The sequence below is a fragment of the Lacinutrix cladophorae genome, assembly GCF_053604645.1.
In genome coordinates this window covers 412,836-433,424 of the sequence record NZ_JBSHNR010000121.1, presented here as the reverse complement: position 1 = coordinate 433,424, position 20,589 = coordinate 412,836, and the positions used below count along the sequence as shown (strand labels likewise).

At 31.6% G+C, this 20,589-nt stretch carries 20 protein-coding genes; 9 read left to right on the top strand and 11 right to left on the bottom strand.

The features are described from left to right. Positions 1-32: 32 nt before the first annotated feature. The 4 genes from ACVC3Y_RS14975 to gdhA all read right to left on the bottom strand — a co-directional run bounded on the left by ACVC3Y_RS14975 (position 33) and on the right by gdhA (position 6,968). Positions 33-2,435, bottom strand: a complete 2,403-nt coding sequence (locus ACVC3Y_RS14975) for a TonB-dependent receptor (RefSeq protein ID WP_452227325.1) — start codon at positions 2,433-2,435, stop codon at positions 33-35. A gap of 1 nt (position 2,436) precedes the next feature. Beyond that, a complete protein-coding gene (recO, locus tag ACVC3Y_RS14970; protein WP_303421113.1) occupies positions 2,437-3,159 on the bottom strand; it encodes a DNA repair protein RecO in 723 nt (240 codons plus the stop codon). After that, positions 3,159-5,507 (bottom strand): type IX secretion system anionic LPS delivery protein PorZ, encoded by a 2,349-nt coding sequence (gene porZ / locus ACVC3Y_RS14965; RefSeq protein WP_452227324.1) that lies wholly within the window; start codon positions 5,505-5,507, stop codon positions 3,159-3,161. Before porZ ends, recO begins: the two co-directional genes overlap by 1 nt. Before the next feature lie 117 nt (positions 5,508-5,624). Next, on the bottom strand, positions 5,625-6,968 hold the full coding sequence (gdhA, locus tag ACVC3Y_RS14960; protein ID WP_303421117.1) for an NADP-specific glutamate dehydrogenase: 1,344 nt from the start codon (positions 6,966-6,968) through the stop codon (positions 5,625-5,627). A gap of 240 nt (positions 6,969-7,208) precedes the next feature. Here gdhA and ACVC3Y_RS14955 point away from each other — a divergent pair, with 240 nt between their 5' ends. Continuing rightward, complete coding sequence (locus tag ACVC3Y_RS14955; RefSeq protein ID WP_303421120.1) at positions 7,209-8,006, top strand: THC0290_0291 family protein; 798 nt, start codon at positions 7,209-7,211, stop codon at positions 8,004-8,006. 71 nt (positions 8,007-8,077) lie between these two features. On the opposite strand, the gene ACVC3Y_RS14950 is transcribed toward ACVC3Y_RS14955, so the two are convergent. Then, positions 8,078-9,217 (bottom strand): cystathionine gamma-synthase, encoded by a 1,140-nt coding sequence (locus tag ACVC3Y_RS14950; protein ID WP_452227323.1) that lies wholly within the window; start codon positions 9,215-9,217, stop codon positions 8,078-8,080. Between the two features lie 97 nt (positions 9,218-9,314). On the opposite strand from ACVC3Y_RS14950, the gene ACVC3Y_RS14945 reads away from it, so the two are divergent. Next, positions 9,315-10,040: a DUF3298 and DUF4163 domain-containing protein gene (locus tag ACVC3Y_RS14945; protein ID WP_303421124.1), complete on the top strand. Its 726-nt coding sequence runs from the start codon at positions 9,315-9,317 to the stop codon at positions 10,038-10,040. Here ACVC3Y_RS14945 and ACVC3Y_RS14940 read toward each other — a convergent pair whose 3' ends face one another. After that, positions 10,041-10,496 (bottom strand): DinB family protein, encoded by a 456-nt coding sequence (locus tag ACVC3Y_RS14940; protein WP_452227322.1) that lies wholly within the window; start codon positions 10,494-10,496, stop codon positions 10,041-10,043. A gap of 113 nt (positions 10,497-10,609) precedes the next feature. On the opposite strand from ACVC3Y_RS14940, the gene ACVC3Y_RS14935 reads away from it, so the two are divergent. After that, positions 10,610-10,963, top strand: a complete 354-nt coding sequence (locus ACVC3Y_RS14935) for an arsenate reductase family protein (RefSeq protein WP_452227321.1) — start codon at positions 10,610-10,612, stop codon at positions 10,961-10,963. Beyond that, entirely contained in the window at positions 10,956-11,849 is an 894-nt protein-coding gene (locus ACVC3Y_RS14930) for a DMT family transporter (protein ID WP_303421128.1), read from the top strand. The genes ACVC3Y_RS14935 and ACVC3Y_RS14930 overlap by 8 nt, the downstream gene beginning before the upstream one ends. A 3-nt stretch (positions 11,850-11,852) precedes the next feature. Here ACVC3Y_RS14930 and ACVC3Y_RS14925 read toward each other — a convergent pair whose 3' ends face one another. Then, entirely contained in the window at positions 11,853-12,332 is a 480-nt protein-coding gene (locus ACVC3Y_RS14925) for an acyl-CoA thioesterase (protein WP_452227320.1), read from the bottom strand. Positions 12,333-12,572: 240 nt separating this feature from the next. Here ACVC3Y_RS14925 and ACVC3Y_RS14920 point away from each other — a divergent pair, with 240 nt between their 5' ends. The 4 genes from ACVC3Y_RS14920 (at position 12,573) to ACVC3Y_RS14905 (ending at position 16,616) form a co-directional block, all read left to right on the top strand. Further along, positions 12,573-13,430: a YicC/YloC family endoribonuclease gene (locus ACVC3Y_RS14920; protein WP_303421131.1), complete on the top strand. Its 858-nt coding sequence runs from the start codon at positions 12,573-12,575 to the stop codon at positions 13,428-13,430. Positions 13,431-13,489: 59 nt separating this feature from the next. Beyond that, on the top strand, positions 13,490-14,092 hold the full coding sequence (gene gmk / locus ACVC3Y_RS14915; RefSeq protein ID WP_303421133.1) for a guanylate kinase: 603 nt from the start codon (positions 13,490-13,492) through the stop codon (positions 14,090-14,092). A 1-nt stretch (position 14,093) separates the two neighbouring features. Beyond that, complete coding sequence (gene nadD, locus ACVC3Y_RS14910) at positions 14,094-14,672, top strand: nicotinate (nicotinamide) nucleotide adenylyltransferase (protein WP_303421135.1); 579 nt, start codon at positions 14,094-14,096, stop codon at positions 14,670-14,672. Between the two features lie 66 nt (positions 14,673-14,738). Next, a complete protein-coding gene (locus ACVC3Y_RS14905; protein ID WP_303421138.1) occupies positions 14,739-16,616 on the top strand; it encodes a tetratricopeptide repeat protein in 1,878 nt (625 codons plus the stop codon). Positions 16,617-16,665: 49 nt separating this feature from the next. Here the strand turns inward: ACVC3Y_RS14905 and lysM are convergent, their stop codons facing one another. Then, positions 16,666-17,163, bottom strand: a complete 498-nt coding sequence (gene lysM / locus ACVC3Y_RS14900; protein WP_303421140.1) for a peptidoglycan-binding protein LysM — start codon at positions 17,161-17,163, stop codon at positions 16,666-16,668. Between the two features lie 164 nt (positions 17,164-17,327). Continuing rightward, positions 17,328-18,281 (bottom strand): nicotinic acid mononucleotide adenyltransferase, encoded by a 954-nt coding sequence (locus ACVC3Y_RS14895; protein ID WP_452227319.1) that lies wholly within the window; start codon positions 18,279-18,281, stop codon positions 17,328-17,330. Positions 18,282-18,444: 163 nt separating this feature from the next. Between ACVC3Y_RS14895 and ACVC3Y_RS14890 the strand changes: the two genes are divergently transcribed. Continuing rightward, positions 18,445-19,446: an NAD(P)H-dependent glycerol-3-phosphate dehydrogenase gene (locus ACVC3Y_RS14890; RefSeq protein ID WP_303421145.1), complete on the top strand. Its 1,002-nt coding sequence runs from the start codon at positions 18,445-18,447 to the stop codon at positions 19,444-19,446. Positions 19,447-19,581: 135 nt separating this feature from the next. Here the strand turns inward: ACVC3Y_RS14890 and ACVC3Y_RS14885 are convergent, their stop codons facing one another. After that, complete coding sequence (locus tag ACVC3Y_RS14885; protein ID WP_452227318.1) at positions 19,582-19,977, bottom strand: hypothetical protein; 396 nt, start codon at positions 19,975-19,977, stop codon at positions 19,582-19,584. A gap of 17 nt (positions 19,978-19,994) precedes the next feature. Next, positions 19,995-20,588: a TetR/AcrR family transcriptional regulator gene (locus ACVC3Y_RS14880; RefSeq protein ID WP_452227317.1), complete on the bottom strand. Its 594-nt coding sequence runs from the start codon at positions 20,586-20,588 to the stop codon at positions 19,995-19,997. Position 20,589 lies beyond the last annotated feature (1 nt).

Below are 20,589 nucleotides of genomic sequence, written 5' to 3'. Positions count from 1 at the left end.
TAAACGCCCAAATTAAAACATTTACTAAAAAACTATAAACTATAACTTAATGCGATAATTAGATTTCTTCCAGGCGCTGCAATACCCGAAGAATAGGTTTTGTAACGTTGGTCTGTTATGTTTTCTAAACTTGCTGTTACTGTTGTATTTTTATACACTTCCATTTGCGCACTAAAGTTTAGCGTATACCAAGATGGAGCATACGGATTTCCGTCGCTATCTAAGGCGTAGATATAATCTTTCTCGATTTCGGAAGGTGCTATATCTAGAAAAGAAAGCTCGTTATTATATTCGGCAAAAGCATCGAATTTTAATTTTTCAGATTGCCAAGTAAGGTGTGTATTACCAAAGTTTGGTGCAATGTGTCTTACTGGAACTTCGATATCGTCGTCTTCTTCTGTACCACCAATTACATTGTATTGGGAGGTGCATTGTAGTTTTTTAGATAGATTAATTTTCATACCAACCTCGAAACCATAGATCCAAGCTTTCGATGCGTTTTGCATGGCTTGTACTTGGCTTAACTCGCCATTATATAGAATTTCGCTTTCGCCATTTAAAGTGTAATCGCGTCGTACTAATGCATTATCTAAATACGTGTAGTAGGTTGCTAAATCTAAAATAAACACGTTATCGAAGTCTAATTTTAGGCCTAATTCTCCGCTATAAGCATATTCTGGTTTTAAATTTTCGTTGGGTACTACCACCGATCCTGGCTCACTATCGAACACTTTACCTACATCGTCAATATTTGGTGCTCTAAAAGCGGTAGATGCATTTAATTTCCATTGTATTGTTTTATTTGGTATCCAGCTTATTCCAGCGGTTCCTGTTAATGCTCCAGCATCACTTTTTGTGGTATTAAATGGGAGATCTAAAAACACGTTGTTTTCGGTAAAATCTGCTTGGTATGCAACATGGTTGTAGCGTATACCAGACTGTAATACAAACCTAGTGTTTGGTTTGTATTTTAAACTGGCATATGCTGCTGCAGATTGCCAACTAGAATTATCTGGATATCGAGTTACAATAGCTGCTGTTTCGTTAGTAGTTATATCTCTAGCAAATGCTTTAGAATGCACTTTATTATACACATATTCTAGACCATAAAACAGTTCGGTTTTTGGACTAATTAATTTCTCGAAATCTAGGTTTGCAGAATATGCGTCTACACTTTCTTCGGTATTATCCTGGTTTGTAGATTGATAATCTCTATCGATTCTACTTTCTTGAAAGTTTTGGTAAGCGGTTATAAATTTAATTTTATCGTAAAGGTTAGAACCACTACTTAGCTTTGTTAACCCAAAGTTTGACATAAACCATTTTTGAGGTCCATAATCCCATTGTGCAGAACGTAAATCGCCGTCTCTATAGCGAATTAAACGATCGTATCTTGGATAATCGGAAGTTGCAGAATAGTATAAACCTAGATCGAAACTTAAATTATCTTGTGGTTCGAACCGTACTTTTTGCATTAGGTTTATTTGATCGTAGCCTGTAAATTTTTGGATTTTCGGATTGCTGTTTTGTACAATTATATCTTCGCCATCTATAGTTTCTATGTATTCTGGCCTTAGGTAATCGTCTGGGCCGTGGGATCCCATTCTTAAATCGTCGAAATAGGTATAACTAGCATTGGTAAGAAAAGCCCATTTTTTAAGTCCGATATTAAAATCTAAATGTCCAGTCTTTTCATTTGTTGCAGTTGCGTATCGAACTGCAGCATTAGCATTAAATTTAAGAGAATCTCTGTACGATAGTTTTGGGGTTTTAGTATAAAAACTCATCACACCACCAATGGCATCACTACCATAAATAATAGAACCAGCACCAAGAGTTACTTCGGTGTTTTGAATACTAAAAGGATCCACCGAGATTACATTTTGAAGGTTTCCTCCTCTAAAAATGGCATTATTCATTCGCACACCATCTACGGTTAGCAGTAATCTGTTAGTCGAGAAACCTCTAATCATTGGGCTACCTCCACCTAATTGGCTTTTTTGAATATATACTTGTCCGGATTGCTCTAGTAAATCGGCACTTGTTTGAGGATTTGAAAACTGAATATCTTTAGCACTTATATTGGTTATTTTTTGCGGAATATCTCTTTTACTTTGTTTAAATTTTGAAGCAGAAATGACCACCTCATCTAAACCTTGTGCATTTGCTTCTAATGAAATTGTTGCGTCTTGAATTTTAGATTTTAGGATAGAAAATTCTTGGAAAGATAGATGCTGAAAATATAAACGTTCTGTGTTATTAAAAGTGCTTAAATTAGCTTGACCATCAAAATTTGTGGTGGTACTTTTCGTCTTGCTATGATTATATATAGCAACACTTGGTATGGTTTCTCCTGTAACTTTATTTAATACTGTAATTTGTTGTGCTTGTGTAAAAATGCTTATAAAAAGAAAAAGGATACTAATATACTTCATGTTAGGTATTAAAAACTTGATTAAATATTTCTAGCGAATTGGGTTTTTTAAAACTTCCCAAATGTAAATCAAAATACAGCAATAACATAGTTAAAAAAGACTGCCTTTGAATTGCATTAATTTTGATTTGAGATAAGTCATCAAAAATTGTGCCTAGTAGTGTTTTTAATAGTGTTAAATTTTCTCCTGAAACGCTATAAAAATCGGTTGGTTTTTCTTCAAATTTTCCATCTTTTAAATTAAAAAAGCTTGTGTTTTTAAGGTTTTTTTCGGGATAAAAACCAAGATGTTTCGTGAGTTTCAACAAGAATAACAAATGAAAGTTGGAACAGCGATCTTGCATATCTAGCCATTGCAAAGTTGCCTCCAAATACTGGTAAAGAGATTCATTTTTTTCTTCTTCTTGAAGGGAAGTCGATAATACTTCGGATAGAAACATAACAATAGTACTTTTTAAAATATCGTTATGTAATGTAGTATATATGTAATTTGGTTTGACTTCTTTTATATATTGAATAGACCGATTATCTTGAAAATTAATTTCTAATTGTAATTGTGATAACAATTGGAAATATGCCTTTTTTACTTTTCCTTTTTTAGATTTTAAGATGCCTTTTTGTAAAAAAGTTACAACACCAAATTGTTTGGTATAGCATTTAATAATTAAGTCATGTTCCCCATACTTTATTTTTGATAAAACAATAGCATTGGTTTTAGTGATCATTATCTCACAACCATTATTTTTAGTACTTTAGTATCAAAAGTATCTAAGTCTGAAAGCATAATTAAATAAACACCAGATGCTACGGTATTATTAGCAAGGTTTTTACCGTTCCAAAAAGCTGTTCCTCCATCAATTTCTAAATTATAGCCTTGATATCTTGCATTTGTACCAGATTCTGCTTCAGCCACAAGATTCCCTTCAATATCTGTAATTTTAATGTTTACATTATCTGGAATTTCTTTAATTTTCACTTTGTCTTGAGTGATATTAAATGTTGGTCTAACTGGGTTCGGATAGACATAAGCGTCTTCTAAGTTTTGAGATACAGAAGAACCACCTGCTTTAAAAGATACCAATCCATTTTCGGTAGCTATATAAACGGTTCCATTAGAAGAATCTATAGATAAATCTACAATATTATTTGTTGGTAAAGGTGAATTGTCTTTTGTAAAATGGTAAATGGTTTCTTGACCATCTGAAGAGAAATAAAACACTCCTGAAGACAGGGTTGCTATCCATTTGTTATTAGATCCATCTACTTCAATATCGGTTATAAATTGCTGAAATAAGAGTTCTTGTGGAATACCATCCTCTAAAATAATAACCTCATCAATATCAGGATTTTCCTCAGTAAAAAAGGATGAGGAATTATATAAGACTCTTAATCCTTTGTCTGTACCAACCCAAATTTGATTTCTATCATCTGCTGCAAGAGCAGTAACTATTGTAGAAGGCATATTTTGTTCTTCAGAAAAAATAGCATTTAATTTAACACCACTGTTATTTTCATTATACCCCATAAGTCCGAAAATATAACCACCAAACCATTTGTTGCCATTACTATCTATCACTAAATCTCCATACCCCCATTCGTCGTTTAATCCATCTTGAATTAATGCTGAGAAATCATAACTTTGCCATTGGTCGGTAGATGGGTCATAGGATTTTAAAGGTCTTTCGGTTCTTGCCGTCATGGTCCATAAAATACCGTTACTATCAAAATCGGAAGCTCCCTGCCTTATACCAATTACACTTGGTGCTCCAGGAACGATTAAGGACTCTAAACCACTATTAGTTTGGTCATACAGGGTAGTTGGAACATCATTTTCGACTTCTAGTACTCCATCTTGAAAAGAACTAATAAACACATTATTTTCTACAAATGGGTTTATAGAAATGGTATTCAAATTTCTAGCGGTTAATACACTATCGAATGGGATATTTTTCCATTCCTCACCTTTAAGGTGGCTTATTCCGCTTTCTCTAAATGGTGTAGGAACATAATATATGGTGTAATCCCCAAAGGTTACCCAAAGGTTGTTAGCAGAGGCTTTTATAGAGAATGCATCATTAAAAAGTGGCCCATTTGGTACAATTGGTTCAAATTCTACAGGGTTTAAAAGTGGGGTTTTTATTAGACCATTTGCGGTTCCTATATAAATGTATTCGCCATCTATGGTTGCTGATGAAAATTGAGTATCTAATTCTTCGCTTACAGACACCTGTGTTACTAATGTAAAATCTCCGTCGTAAATAAAAACATCATTTATTGTCGTTACAATTAAGTAATCGTTAATGCTTCTAACATCTAAGGGTAGATCATCATATCTAATTAATTGTGTTAATGTACTACCATCTAAATCATAAAAAGCTCTCCAAGTTCTACAAACATATAGATTATCGCTATTTGCTTCAATCACTACAAAATCTCCAGAAACGACACTTTGCCATTCTTCATAATCTATTAAACTAGTACTACTTAAAGGGGCTTTTCTTATTCCTCTTCCATTTTTACATGCTGCATAGATGAAGTCTTGGAAAACTACTGTTTGTTCTACAATAACTTGACCTCCTAAATCTCCAATATAATAAGTATCACCAAACTCTAAACGACTTAAATCGTATACAGAAATTCCATAATCTGTAGAAATATACACTAAGCCTTCGTGTTCATTAAAATGGTTTATACCTTTATCTGTAGGTGGTATCGTTGGTTTGTCAACAATATCTATAATGGTTAAAACATTTTCTTCGGGATCATCGAAAGCGATATCCATTAACCCATTATCGTAACCAATAACTAACAATTCGTAAGCTTCACTATAATGAATAGCTGTAATTGTTTCGCCAGAAAGACCATTTATAGTTGTAATCGTTTGTATTTCTTTGGTTTCAATGTCATAACTAAATATCGCATTTTCGGCTGCAGCGTATATTTTATTATTTCCTTGCGATACATCTTTAATATTATAAAAAGAAAAATGCCCTTGCCATTGTGCAGAATAGTCTTGTGCAAATGAAACTATTGGTATTACAAAAATTAGAAATAGTGCAATTTTTTTAATCATAGCTAAAATCTTCAACTTCAAATATATTTATAACTAACGAGTTTTATGTTAAAATAATATATTAAAAACGAAAAAAGCTTCCTAAAGAGGAAGCTTTTTTTCGCTATGCATAAAATGTTAGACAACTCCTTGTGCTAACATAGCATCTGCAACTTTTACAAATCCCGCAATGTTTGCTCCTTTTACATAATCGACATACCCATCTTTTTGTGTACCATACGTAACACAAGACTCGTGAATATCGTTCATAATTTGCTTTAATTTTGCATCTACTTCTTCTCTTGTCCAGTTAAAACGTAAAGAGTTTTGGCTCATTTCTAAACCAGAAGTTGCAACACCTCCAGCATTCGACGCTTTTCCAGGAGAGAATAATACTTTCGCTTTTTGTAAAGCTTCAATAGCTTCTGGTGTTGTTGGCATGTTTGCTCCTTCAGCAACAGCGATTACATTGTTATTAATTAATGCTTTTGCTTCCTCAAGATTTAATTCATTTTGTGTTGCACATGGTAATGCAATATCACAGTTTACACCCCAAGGTCTTTCTCCTTTATGAAAAGTTGCAGAAGTATATTTTTCTGTGTATTCGTTTATTCTTCCTCGTTTTACATTTTTAATTTCCATGATATATGCTAATTTTTCAGCATTAATACCATCTGCATCATGAATATAACCTGAAGAATCTGACATAGTAACCACTTTACCTCCAAATTCTGTTGCTTTTTCGCAAGCATATTGAGCAACATTACCAGAACCTGAAATTACTATTGTTTTACCATCTATAGAATCTCCTTTGGTAGCTAACATATTTTTTGCAAAATAAACGCAACCATAACCAGTAGCTTCTGGACGAATTAAAGAACCTCCATAAGAAATTCCTTTTCCAGTTAGCACACCAGTAAATTCGTTTCGCAATCTTTTGTATTGACCAAACATGTAACCAATTTCACGACCACCAACACCAATATCTCCTGCTGGTACATCTGTATTTGCTCCTATATGTCTAAACAATTCACTCATAAAAGATTGGCAAAAACGCATTACTTCGTTATCACTTTTACCTTTTGGGTTAAAATCACTCCCTCCTTTTCCTCCTCCCATTGGCAAGGTGGTTAATGAGTTTTTAAACACTTGTTCAAAACCTAAAAATTTTAAAATACTTAAGTTTACAGATGGGTGAAAACGCAGCCCTCCTTTATATGGTCCAATTGCAGAGTTAAATTCGACTCTAAAAGCTCTATTTACTTGTGTATTACCTTTATCGTCAATCCATGGTACTCTAAATATTATCGTACGTTCTGGTTCTACCATACGCTCTAATAACATTTTATTTTGATACTGAGGATTTTCCTCTATAAACGGAATCACGGTTTCCGCAACCTCATGAACAGCTTGCATGAACTCAGGCTCATGACTATTCTTTTCTTTCACTGTATTTAAAAAAGCTTCAATTTTATTTTCCATTTTATGAAATTTTGAGAAATAGTATATATCTAATTTTACGTATGCAAATATACATTATCTTTAAAAATTACATGCTTTTTTTTTCTTTTTAGCAATACCGGTTATATAATAATTTATTAGATTTGATTGCTATCTCTTTTACACTTACAATAAACCATCCTTTTATCTGTTATATTTGCAGGTTTGTTGGGAATTTATATATTTGTTATATGTATTTTGCTCTAATCTTGAAATCATACCATGTTTAATTTGAAACAATTAACCTTCATTTTGTTCTTTATTATAGGAACACACGCTGCAGTTTCTCAACTAGGATTTTCACATGAAATAGGTGTTATTGCTGGCCCTGTAGCTTTTCAGTCGGATTTTGGCGTTAGAAATAACTTTGAAACGGACGCAGGAAATACTGGAATTGGAATTGGAATTGTACACTATATAAACTTTTCTTATAGAGCAGATTGTAATTGTTATTCTACAGACACCTACTTTAATGATCATTTTAAATTAAGAAGTGAGCTTTCCTGGAATAAAACTAGATTAGATCATTTTGGAGAATGGGTAGATAACCCTAGTTCTAGCTATGATCAACTTAGAACACACCATGGAGAAGCCAATAATTTTGATATTGGTATGCAATTAGAATACTTTCCTTTAAGTATTCGATCTTTTCAAGGATTTGCTTATAGATTTGCACCTTTTATTAGTTTTGGTGTACATTATACATCTTATAACCCAAAAGTATATACCGATGAACCTGGTGGAAATATTCTGGATCCAAACAACTTTTTTGGTCCATGGGTAAATGGTCAATCTTCGGTTTCAAATGTCATTAGTGATGCTTCTGGAAGCACCTGGTCTACAGTAGCTAGTGTTGGTGTACGATACAAACTTAATGTGGTTTCCGATTTAATGCTGGATTTGAGATCGCAATATTTTTATAGTAATTGGGTAGATGGTTTAAATCATACATTAGAGTCTAATAAAGCGAATGATTGGTTATTATGGCTAAACTTTGGTTACATTTACTATTTAGACTAAAATTAAAAACATAAAACAAAAAACGCAAGCTTAGGCTTGCGTTTTTTGTTTACAATATTATAACCTTATATCTATCCTAAAGCCTGTTGTAAATCGGCAATTAAATCAGTTTCATCCTCAATACCAACACTTAAACGAATAAGCGAATCGACAACGCCTGTTTTCTCTCGGTCCTCTTTTGGAATACTTGCGTGTGTCATACTTGCAGGATGACCAGCAAGAGATTCAACGCCACCAAGGGATTCTGCTAAAGTAAATACCTTTAATTTTTCTACTAATTGAATCGCTTCCGCATAATTATTCCCTTTTGTAGTAAAGGAAACCATACCTCCAAAATCACGCATTTGTGCTTTTGCTATTGCATGATTTGGATGCTCCTTAAATCCTGGCCAATACACGTTTTCCACTTTTGGGTGCGTAGCTAAATATGTTGCTATAGCTTTGCCATTTTCGCAATGACGTTGCATTCTTACATGTAAGGTTTTTATTCCTCTTAAAACTAAAAAGCTGTCTTGAGGACCACAGATTGCCCCACTAGCATTTTGTATAAAATATAATTTATTTGCTAAATCTTTATCTTTTACTACTAAGGCTCCCATAACCACATCACTATGTCCACCAAGGTATTTTGTTGCTGAGTGCATAATTATATCCGCTCCTAAATCTAATGGCTGTTGCAGGTAAGGGGTTGCAAATGTGTTATCTACAGCTAATAAAACACCATGCTTTTTTGCGATATTGGCAGCAGCTTTAATATCTATAATATTTAACATAGGGTTTGTTGGTGTTTCCACCCAAATAAGTTTTGTATTTGCATTTACATAATTTTCAATATTGCTAGCGTTTTTCATACCAACAAAATGAAAGGTAATACCAAAATCTTCAAAAATCTTGGTAAACAATCTATAAGTACCACCATACAAATCGTTAGTAGAAATCACCTCATCACCAGGTTTTAAAAGTTTTAGAATAGCATCTATTGCTGCAAGACCAGAACCAAAAGCGAAACCAAAATCCCCGTTTTCTATACTCGCCAAAGCATTTTCTAAAGCATTTCTTGTTGGGTTATGTGACCTGGAATACGCATAACCTTTATGTCCTCCAGGAGTGCTTTGCGCATAGGTTGTTGTTTGGTATATTGGTGGCATTACAGCTCCATAAGCAGGATCTGGTTTTTGTCCCCCATGAATAGTCTTCGTATTAAACTTCATTTGTATATGTATTTATAACAAAAATACTTTTTAACTCGTTCTATTCAAATCTATACTATATCTTTAATCTATCTTTAACTTTTAATACACATATACATTGAAATTTGTTCCTTTATTTTTTTTTATCCTTCTTTTTTCTTCATGTAAAAAAGAGAGCGCAACACTTCCTTTTGCTGAAATCAATATTTTAAAAGAAACCACAACTACTATTGAAATTAACATGCCTAAAGCAGTAGGGGAAAGTCTGGCTGCAGAAAAAATAAATACAACTCTCAACCAATTTACATGTCAAGCTTTACATATAGATGCTGCAGCAGAAAAAAAAGAAAATCTTGAAGAAAGCATGCAAGATTTCAATAATGCATATGCTAATTTTAATACTTTAATTTCTTCAGAATTAAAAGAAGAACTACCCAAATGGGAAGCTTTAATTGATGGTGAAGTTATTTTTAAAAAAACCAATTTTGCTTGTATAGTAATGAATTCTAGTATAAATACTGGAGCGGCAAACAGTAATTTAGTATTACGCTTTTTTAATTTTGATACGAGTACAGGAGACCTTTTAACCACAAATGATTTAATCAATAATGTAGAAGAGTTTACCACATTAATCGAAAAATATTACAACAAAGAAGTAAATTCTACCTTTACAGATGCAGATAACCTATTAAACAATAACCAATTTAAATTACCAGAAACCTTAGGATTTAGTGATGAAGGTGTAATTATTTTATACGACAATTTTAGTGTTGGCGCTTTTGAAAAAGAGATTGTAGAATTTACAATTCCTTACCAAGTAGCAAATACGTATTTAAAAATATAACTATATAGATTTTTTAAGAGCTAGTATATAACCTAGATGAATACCTTCATGAAAATTATTAAAAACAATAGCTTCTTCTACATTGGTTAATGTGCTTTTGGTAGAAACCGTATATGCATTATAATTTTTAAATAGTTTATTGTTATAATCTTCTTTTGTTTTTTCAATAGTAGAAAACAACAATCCCTTAATTTCATCTACTTCAGCTTGCGTTACATCGCGCTCTGTTTTTGTACCTTTTCTATATGTTTCTATCATTTCATCCGATAAAACAGAAGGCAAACCAGATAATTTATAGACTAATAGCTGTTGGGTTACAATAGTATGCGCAATATTCCATATCATGTTGTTATTAAAACCTTCCGGAACTTTATTAAGCGCTTCAAGGCTATAACTCTCTATAAAAGATTCTAATAATTTTCTGTTTTTTAAAGTAATCTCAAAAGCCCAATTCATGTTTCAAATTTTTGTTTAAAAGTAATTATTTTTTTAGTTAAAATGAACGTTCTTTGTAGTAATAAAATTTAATTTTTTAAACAAAAATATTTCCGTTTTCACGGAAAATAAATATGAAAAAAGTATACTATCTAAAAACCTGTAGTACTTGTGTTAGAATTTTAAAAGAATTAAATCTTTCTTCAGAATTCACACTACAAGACATTAAAAAAGAAGAAATCACTACTAAGCAATTAGAACAGATGAAAGATTTAGCTGGTAGTTATGAAGCGCTTTTTAGTAAGCGATCTAAGCTTTACAAAGAAATGGATTTAAAAAACCAGAACTTAACCGAAAAAGATTACAAACACTATATTTTAGATCATTACACTTTTTTAAGTCGTCCAGTTTTTATTATTGAAGATGCCATTTTTATAGGAAACTCTAAAACAAATGTTGCAGCTGTAAAACAAGTTATAAATGAATAAAAGAACCTTTGCATTGATTGCTGTTTTTTTAGTACAACTACTTTATGGTTTAAACTTTACTTTTGCAAAACTTGTAATGAATGAAGGGTACATAAAGCCTTTTGGTTTTGTATTGTTGCGAGTAATTGGAGCTGCAATCTTATTCTGGATTTTAGATTGTTTTATGCCAAAAGAAAAGATTGATAGAAAAGATTTTAAAACCTTTTTTTTAGCTGCTGTTTTTGGTGTTGCTACAAACATGTTGCTTTTTTTAGGAGGTCTAGAACTTACTACTCCAATTCATGCTTCTGTAATAATGATTACTACACCAATAATAATACTCGTGTTTTCTGCCTTGTTTTTAAAAGAACGAATTACAGGCTTAAAAATAATAGGGATATTATTAGGTTTTGCTGGAGCAATAGTACTTTCGGTATACGGGAAATCTACACGTACTGGAGACCATATTCTTTTAGGAAACTTGATGGTTTTTGCAAACGCTATTTCTTATAGTATATATATAATAATAATAAAAAAATTAACTCAAAAATACCATCCTTTTACTTTTATTAAATGGTTGTTTTTATTCGGTATTTTTATGGTGCTTCCTTTTGGATATCAGGATGTATTAGAAATTAAACTAGAAACTTTTACTCCTTACGTTTATTTCTCCATAGGTTTTGTCATTATTGGCGCAACCTTTTTTACATACACACTAAATCCTTTGGCTTTAAGAAACTTAAAAGCATCTACTGTTGGTACTTTTATTTATTTACAACCTGTAATAGCAGGAACCTTTGCGATAGCAATGGGAGTAGACACAATAAACATAGTAAAAGTAGTAGCTATGCTTCTAATTTTTTCTGGCGTATATCTTGTAAGTAAAACACCTAAATTAAAAGGCTAAAAATCACAGTACGATGTTTTTTGGAGCTCTTCCATTTGCTCTAGTATCTTCTTTTGTAAGGACTTTGTAATCTTCCGATTTTGGGAAAGCATTAGCTAAATCTAATAATACTTGAGGTAAATCTGTCATTTTTCTTGCTCTCAAATCAATCCAAGCTCCCATCATTTCGCAAAACGCAATATTTTCACCTTTATGGTTATAAAAATTATGATCGAATTTAAAAAACTTACCATCTTCACTTAATCCAGAAACTTCTAAGCTAACAGTAATAGGTTGCCCCATAAATGCTTCTTTAAAATAATGCATGTGTTCATAAAAAACCACTGGACCAATATTGTGTATTGCTAGCTCCTTCATAGTAAAGCCATGCTCCATCAAAAAAGCCATTCTTGTATGACTCATAAAATTAGTATATGCAGAATTTGCTAAATGCCTATTGGCATCTACATCACTCCAACGTATTTCAAATTGTTTTGTGTACATCGTTTAAATTTTGAATAAACAAATCTACACAAATATAGTATGCGTGCATAGTTTAAATGGTGTTTTCTCATAACATTTATTATTTAAAATGAATCCTAAAAAATAAAGGATAGTAATTAGTTAGGGTTCTTTTTTTATGAAGAGGAAAAAAAATAAAGGAGCTGTATTACAGTAATTTCAAATGGTAAATGGTATAAACCTATACTTTTCGTTACCTTTGTAAAACTTAAATAAAATCTTATGATTCATTCCATGACAGGTTACGGTAAATCTGTTTTACAATTACCAACAAAAAAAATTACTTTAGAAATTAAATCTCTTAATAGTAAAAACCTGGATTTAAATGCTAGAATGCCTTCTATTTACAGAGAAAAAGAGTTAAGCTTAAGAAAATTAATAGGTAAGCAACTAGAACGCGGTAAAATAGACTTTTCTATTTATGTTGAAATGACAGGTGAAGAAACCACTACACAACTAAATAAGCCTGTTGTAAAACAATATATAAATCAGCTAAGAGAAATGGTGAATGGGGATGAAACCGAATTATTAAAAATGGCTGTTCGTTTTCCAGACGCTCTTAATACCGAAAAAGCCGAAATAGATGAAAACGAATGGAATACTATTTTAGCCGAAATAAAAGTAGCTTTAAGCAGAATTGAAACGTATCGATTAGATGAAGGAAAAGTACTGGAGGCTGATTTTAACAATAGAATAACAACTATTTCAGATCTATTAGAACAGGTAATAAAAATGGATCCAGATCGTATAGAAGGAGTTCGAGAACGCTTACGTAAAGGTGTAGATGAATTAAAAGAAAAAGTAGATGAAAACCGCTTTGAACAAGAACTTGTTTATTACATTGAAAAATTTGATATTACCGAAGAAAAAGTGCGTTTAAAAAACCACTTAGAATATTTTCTTTCTGCTTTAAATTCTGAAGACTCTAACGGTAAAAAACTAGGATTTATTGGTCAAGAAATTGGAAGAGAAATAAACACAATTGGTTCTAAAAGTAATTACGCACCAATGCAAAAATTGGTAGTACAGATGAAAGACGAACTAGAAAAAATAAAGGAACAGCTATTAAACGTTCTTTAAAAATTAGAAACTAAATGTCACTGAGCTAGTCGAAGTGTCTACATATTAAAAAATATTTTGTGACTAAAAAGAACAACACACAACAAGGCAAATTAATTGTATTTTCTGCTCCTTCTGGTTCTGGTAAAACAACCATTGTTAGACACTTATTAAAACAGGAAAAACTTAATCTAGCATTTTCTATTTCGGCAACTTCGCGAGAAAAAAGAGGAATAGAAAAACATGCAGAAGACTACTATTTTTTATCTGCAAGTCAATTTAAACAACATATAAAAAACGACGATTTTTTAGAGTGGGAAGAAGTATATAGAGATAATTTTTATGGCACTTTAAAAACCGAAGTAGAACGCCTTTGGGCCTTGGGCAAAAATGTGATTTTTGATATTGATGTTTCTGGAGGTTTACGGATTAAGCGAAAATTCCCCAAAGAAACACTAGCCATTTTTGTAAAACCACCTAGTATTGACGAATTAAAAATTAGATTAAAAAAACGCAAAACCGAAAGTGACGATAAAATTAATATGCGCGTAGCGAAAGCAAGTGCAGAATTAGCGACAGCACCTTTATTTGATGTTATTATTGAAAATGATAATCTAGAAAAAGCATTGCTAGAAGCAGAAACCTTAGTTGCTACTTTTTTAAACCCTAAAAAAAAGGCATAAAATGAAAGTAGGCTTATACTTTGGTTCTTTTAACCCTATTCATATTGGTCATCTAATTATTGCAAATCACCTTGCAGAACATAGTGATTTAGACCAAATATGGTTTGTAGTAACACCACACAATCCATTTAAAAAGAAAAGTACTTTGCTCGATAATCACCAACGTTTAGAAATGGTATATCAAGCAACAAAAGACTACATAAAACTAAAGCCTTGCGATATTGAGTTTGGCCTACCACAACCAAATTACACCATAAACACATTAACACATCTTCAAGAAAAACATCCAGATTACGACTTTAGTTTAATTATGGGTGAAGACAATTTGAAAAGCTTTCATAAGTGGAAAAACTACGAAATTATTTTAGAAAATCATGACATCTATGTATATCCAAGAATTTCTGAAGGAAAAGTAGAAACACAATTTGATAATCACAAACGCATTCATACTGTAGATGCACCAATAATACAGCTTTCTTCAACTTTTATACGCAAATCTATTCAAGCAGGAAAAAACATTAAACCAATGCTACCGCAACATGTTTGGGAGTATTTGGATGAAATGAATTTTTATAAATAAGGAATTCATTTTATTTCCGAAAAATTCTTAGTAAATTTAAATACCTGATTTTAAGTTTATTACAGAATGAATAAAATATCCACACACAATTTTAAACATACACTTAAAGATATTCATAAAAATACAGAATCCCGAAAATTCTGTTTTATTATAGGTGCTGGAGCAAGTAGCAAAAGTGGCATTCCCACTGGATCAGAACTAGCAAAAAAATGGTTTCATGAAATTAAAGAAAGAATTGGGGAAGAAGAGCTAAAAGCATGGGTTTCTGAAAATAAAATAAATGAAGAGGAGCTTAGTTCCTCTTATGGTATTATATACAGAAAACGGTTTCACGCAGATAAAACTTCGGGATACGAATTTTTAGTACAAGCGATGAAAATGGCTAAACCTAGTTTTGGACACATTGTATTAAGTCAAATATTAAGCAGAACAAAAGGACATTGTGTACTTACAACAAATTTTGATAGTTTGATTGAATCTTCAGTATATCAATTTACGAATAAAACCCCTTTAGTTTGCGGACATGAATCTTTAAGTGGTTATGCAAGACCTTCACAGATACATCCACTAATAATTAAAATCCATAGAGATTTATTATTAGATCCAAAAAGTGATCCAAACGAAATAGATTGTCTAGATCCAAAATGGAAAGAACCATTAGATAACATCTTTAGTTCTCATATACCAATAATTATTGGTTATGGCGGAAATGATGGAAGCTTAATGACTTATTTTGAAACCATGAATCGCCCAAGTAACTTTTTTTGGTGTACTACAAATCCAGATAATCGTTCTGAGAGAGTAAAAAAATTAATAAAAAAACACGAAGGGAATTTTGTGCAAATTGATGGTTTCGACGAACTAATGCACGAACTTCTTTGGGTCTTTGATGAGATAAAACCCATAAAAGAAGTATTAAAAGATATTACCGAAAATCGAACAAAAACGGCAACCAAACAACAAGAAGAAATTATTGATAAATCTAACGCTAAAACTGTTAACATAGAATTATCAGCTCTGGAATATTCTAACCTTGCAGACAAAGAATCTAATCTTGAAAAACGTAAAAAAATATATGAAGAAGCTATTAAAAAGTACCCAACTACCGGTTGGCTATGGTGGCACTACACCTACTTTTTACACTTTATAAAAAAGGACTTTGAAAACTTAGAAAGCAATTATATAGAAGCATTAAAATACAATGAAAATGAAGCCGGTTTAATTGGAAACTATGCCATCTACTTAGATCGAATAAAAAATGATTACCCTAAAGCTGATGCATATTTTTTAAAATCCCTTGCTTTAGAACCAGAAAATGCAGCTATTAATGTGGAATATGCAGACTTCGTTAAGTTTATAATGAACGATTTAGAAAGAGCAAAAGTATTTTACTTAAAAGCATTAGCCATTGATCCCGAAAACGCATTAGCTTTAGGAGGATATGCTCAGTATTTATATCATAAAAAAGAATATGAAAAAGCAGAAGAATATTATATAGAAGCATTAAAAATTGAAGAAGACAATAGCGTTAACAATGCGAACTATGCAAATTATTTAAAAAATATAACCAAAGAATATGAAAAAGCTGAAAAGCATTATTTAAAAGCAATAAGCCTCAATTCTAAAGACGATGCTATAAGTGCCAACTATGCACAATTATTATTGTTAACCAATAGAAAAAAGGAAGCTGAAATTTTTATAGACAAAGCATTTAAATTAGCTAATGGAAAAGTATATGATGCTACAATTGAATTATGGTTTTATCGCTTTGCACACTTCCCAAAATATTATGATGAAGCAGAAAAGAAAATCGAAGATTTACTTGCTAAAGGAATAAGAAGTCTAGGTTGGGACCTTAGCGAAAACATAAAAATTGCAGAAAAAGAAAACCATCCAAACACAGAAAAACTAAAAGAGTTTGCAACTAGAATTAGTACAAAATAAAAAAAGCCAACGCAGTGCGTTGGCTTTTTAATATAATAGTATTTAAAACTTAATCTAAAGCAGGAATACGTAAAACTTGACCTACATAAATTTTATCAGGGTGCTCTAACATTGGTTTGTTAGCTTCAAAAATTACAGGGTATTTCATTGCATTACCATAATAAGTTTTAGCAATTTTACCTAAAGTATCTCCACTTACAACTGCGTGAAATTGCGCTTCTGGTTCTACATTCTCTACAGTCATTTGATCATCTACTGTTGCAATACCAGCGCTGTTACCAACTACTAATATTACTTTTTCTCTAGTTGCTTGATCGTAAGCCATACCAGAAATAGTCGCTGCATCGTCGTCGATAAATACCGATAAATCTTCTACTTGAAGATCTAAATCTCTAACTGTTCCTTCTAATCTTCTAGCTACTAATGCTTCTTCTTTTAATTCTTCGGCATTTGCTGCTGCTAATTTTTCAGCAGCCTCTTCTTCCGTAGTTTTTCCAATTCCGAAAACTTTTGCTCCTGCATTTTTAATAAATGAAAATAATCCCATAATGTGTTTTGTGTTTAATTTTTTGTTAATAATTGTAAAGTTAAAAAAATAGTTCCTAACTACTATTAATGTTTACAACTAATGTGCCAAATTCTTATAAAAAGTGAAACCGCTTAAAGATTTCTCTTTAAACGGTTTCTTAATTAACTAACCAACCAAAATTTTTATTTCGTTCGTGTATTTACACGTATATTTTCTTTTTTATCAGCACGTTGTACACGTTTCTTTTCTGTACTAGATTTTGTTTTATCTGTTGTTGTTCCAGTTTTTAAATACTGTATATAACCGCTACCTTTAAACTCATACAAAGTACCAGATGCATTATGAAACAGTTCTATAGTACGATCATTAATAACGCTTAATTCAAAAAATTCATTGTCAAAATAATCATAATCTAATGTTAATGTTTTTTGGTATATGTTTCCGCTAACACCTCCAATTCCATAAATTCCAGAATAATCCCAATATAAATTGTTTGGGTTGGTGCCTGTAGCATCTTGTGAGCTTCTAAAAGTTGCACCATTTCCTCCTGCTAAAAACTGCATAAAGTTTTCATTATCAAACTCATTTAAAGCTCCATAATTACTTGTATACGTTTTTTCCCAAGCTTCATATTCTTGCATGAAATAATGTATGTTATCGTAAAAAACAAAGTCATAATCAAAATTAGATCGTTGGTAACCATGTAAAAAATACGACGTATCTTTATAAGGGTTATATAATTCTATAGTGTTATAATCTATTTGAAAAACATCAAAAGTTTCATAACCATCTACATCATGATCTACATCTAAAATCATATCATAAGCATCATAATAACCTACAGTAATACCAAACCCGTTACCTTGACTTCCAATTCCTACTAGGTTATTGTTCGCGTACATCAATCCATTTCTAAAAGATACTGTAAATGCAGTTTGTAAAAAACGTGTTTCGCCATATCCTAAAGTTTGATTAATATCTACGTACCACAACTCATAAGAACCTAATAATTGGTTTAATGAAACTGTTGGAGTTGGGGTATTATTGTAATCGTCTACATAAACATCTTCATGATAACATGAGGTGAATACTAATGCTATTATAGCAAATACTGAAAGTAATTTTGTCGTCTTCATAATCTAGCGTTTTAAAGTTAATACTTTTAGGTATTCAAAACGTATGCCAAAAAACACAAACACCTAATTAACAATGTGTTACAATGAGTAATATTTTGCTTATTTTTGAAATTCTAATAATTACGTTTTCCGTAGTCACGGAAATTAAAAAGAAATATTTTTAATGAGTACACCTTTAAAATATGCTGTTTTTGGTAGCGGAAGTTGGGCAACTGCAATTGTAAAAATGCTATGTGAAAACCAACAAGAAGTTGGCTGGTACATGCGAAGCGTTTATATAAAAGAACACCTATTAAAAGAAAAACATAACCCAAGCTATTTAAGCTCTGTGGAGTTTCATTTAGAGCAGTTAAAACTTAGTAATGATATAAATGAAATGGCTGCTTATGCAGATGTTCTTATTTTTGTAATTCCTTCTGCTTTTATGCATTCGGAATTAGAAAAACTAACCCATACTATTAAAGATAAAATAATAGTATCTGCTGTTAAAGGTATTATACCAGAAACCGGAAAACTAGTTGGCGAGCATTTTCATGACGTATATAAAGTACCTTTTGAAAACATAGGGGTTATTGCAGGACCGTGTCATGCCGAAGAGGTTGCGCTAGAGCGTTTGTCTTACTTAACCATTTCTTGTGCAGACCAAGAAAAAGCACAAAACATAGCAAATGCGCTGTCTAGCGATTATATTAAAACCAAAATTAGCGATGATGTAATTGGTATAGAGTATGCTGTAATGCTTAAAAATATTTACGCTATTGCAGCTGGAATTGCTCATGGATTAGGTTATGGTGATAATTTTCAGAGTGTACTTATGAGTAATGCTATTCGTGAAATGAAACGTTTTATGAAAAAAATGCACAAAATGAAACGTAACATTAACAACTCTGCATATTTAGGCGATTTATTAGTAACTGGCTACTCTGTTTTTTCAAGAAATCGCATGTTTGGAAATATGATAGGTAAAGGGTACACTGTAAAATCTGCACAAATGGAAATGAATATGATTGCCGAAGGTTATTATGCTACGAAATCTGCTCATTTACTAAATCAAAAAAATAAAAAGAAAACGCAACTACCAATAATAAATGCAGTTTATGAAATTTTATATGAAGGTAAAGACGCTAAAAAAGTGTTTAAAAAACTAACAGATAAGTTAAACTAAGTCTTAATAAAAAACGTTTACTTTTTAAAATTTATTACTATTTGGGCGTTACCTAAAGGTCGCGCTTTTCGTTATATCTTTTGCCAAAAGCAAAAGGATGCCACTACAATCGCTAACGCACTTAACGTAGCACCTTTATTTTACTAAAACCCCTTTTACCTGCATTAATGGTATCGCTTGTAAAGCCTTTAAGTTAATGGTGTTTTTTCTAAACGTGTAGATTTTATCAAACATGGTATTACCTTCAAAAAAAGATACTTTAAACTGGTTATTTATAGCAAATAATTCTTCTTGCATTAACTCTATTTTTGCATAACTTTTTCGAGGGAGCTTGTCTAGTTTTTTTCTAAAAATGGAGGTCATTTTATCTTCCGAATACCCACTAGTAACAATAAGTATCATTTCTAGATCGACATCTTTATCATTAATAATGTATGCGTTCCAATCTTGGGTTTTATATACATCATTGTATTCATTTACAACGGCAAGGTAAACACCTTCTACTTTTGGAATATCAATATCTTTTTTCATAGTACAAAAATAGGAAACTATACCAAATAAGAATTAGAATAAGTACTCGTAATTATTCCTTTTAAATTATAAATTACTAAATGCTTAAAAAGGGCTTCCTTAGTGTATAATTCAAATAAATTATTGTTTTTAAAAAGAAGTGTATCCAATCTAAAAAAGTAAGCCTTTATCATTAATTCTAGATTTACCTCCTGTTTTATAGCTCCAGCTCTTTGTGCTTTCTGGAGTAGATTAAATACGAGGATAGTAGATACTTCTTCTGTAAAATCATCAAAAACCTTACCTGCTTTCGGATAATATTTTTGTAAATCAAAAAGAAAAGAGGGTGTAAAGTATTTTAAATACGTAAACCCTCTTTTATAAATTAACACTACACACAAAATAGGATCGTTGGTATTGCTACTAATAATCCTATTTATATCTTCTTTATACGTATTTAATAAACGCTCTAAACTAGAAGTTACTAGCGCTTCTTTAGTCTCAAAAAACGTATAAATTGTTTTTTTAGATATACCAAGCGCATTTGCTATTTCGTCTAAAGTTACATGCTTGCTACCTAGTTGTGTAAACTTTGCAATCGAGCATTCTAACAATTGTGCTTTAGTAATCATT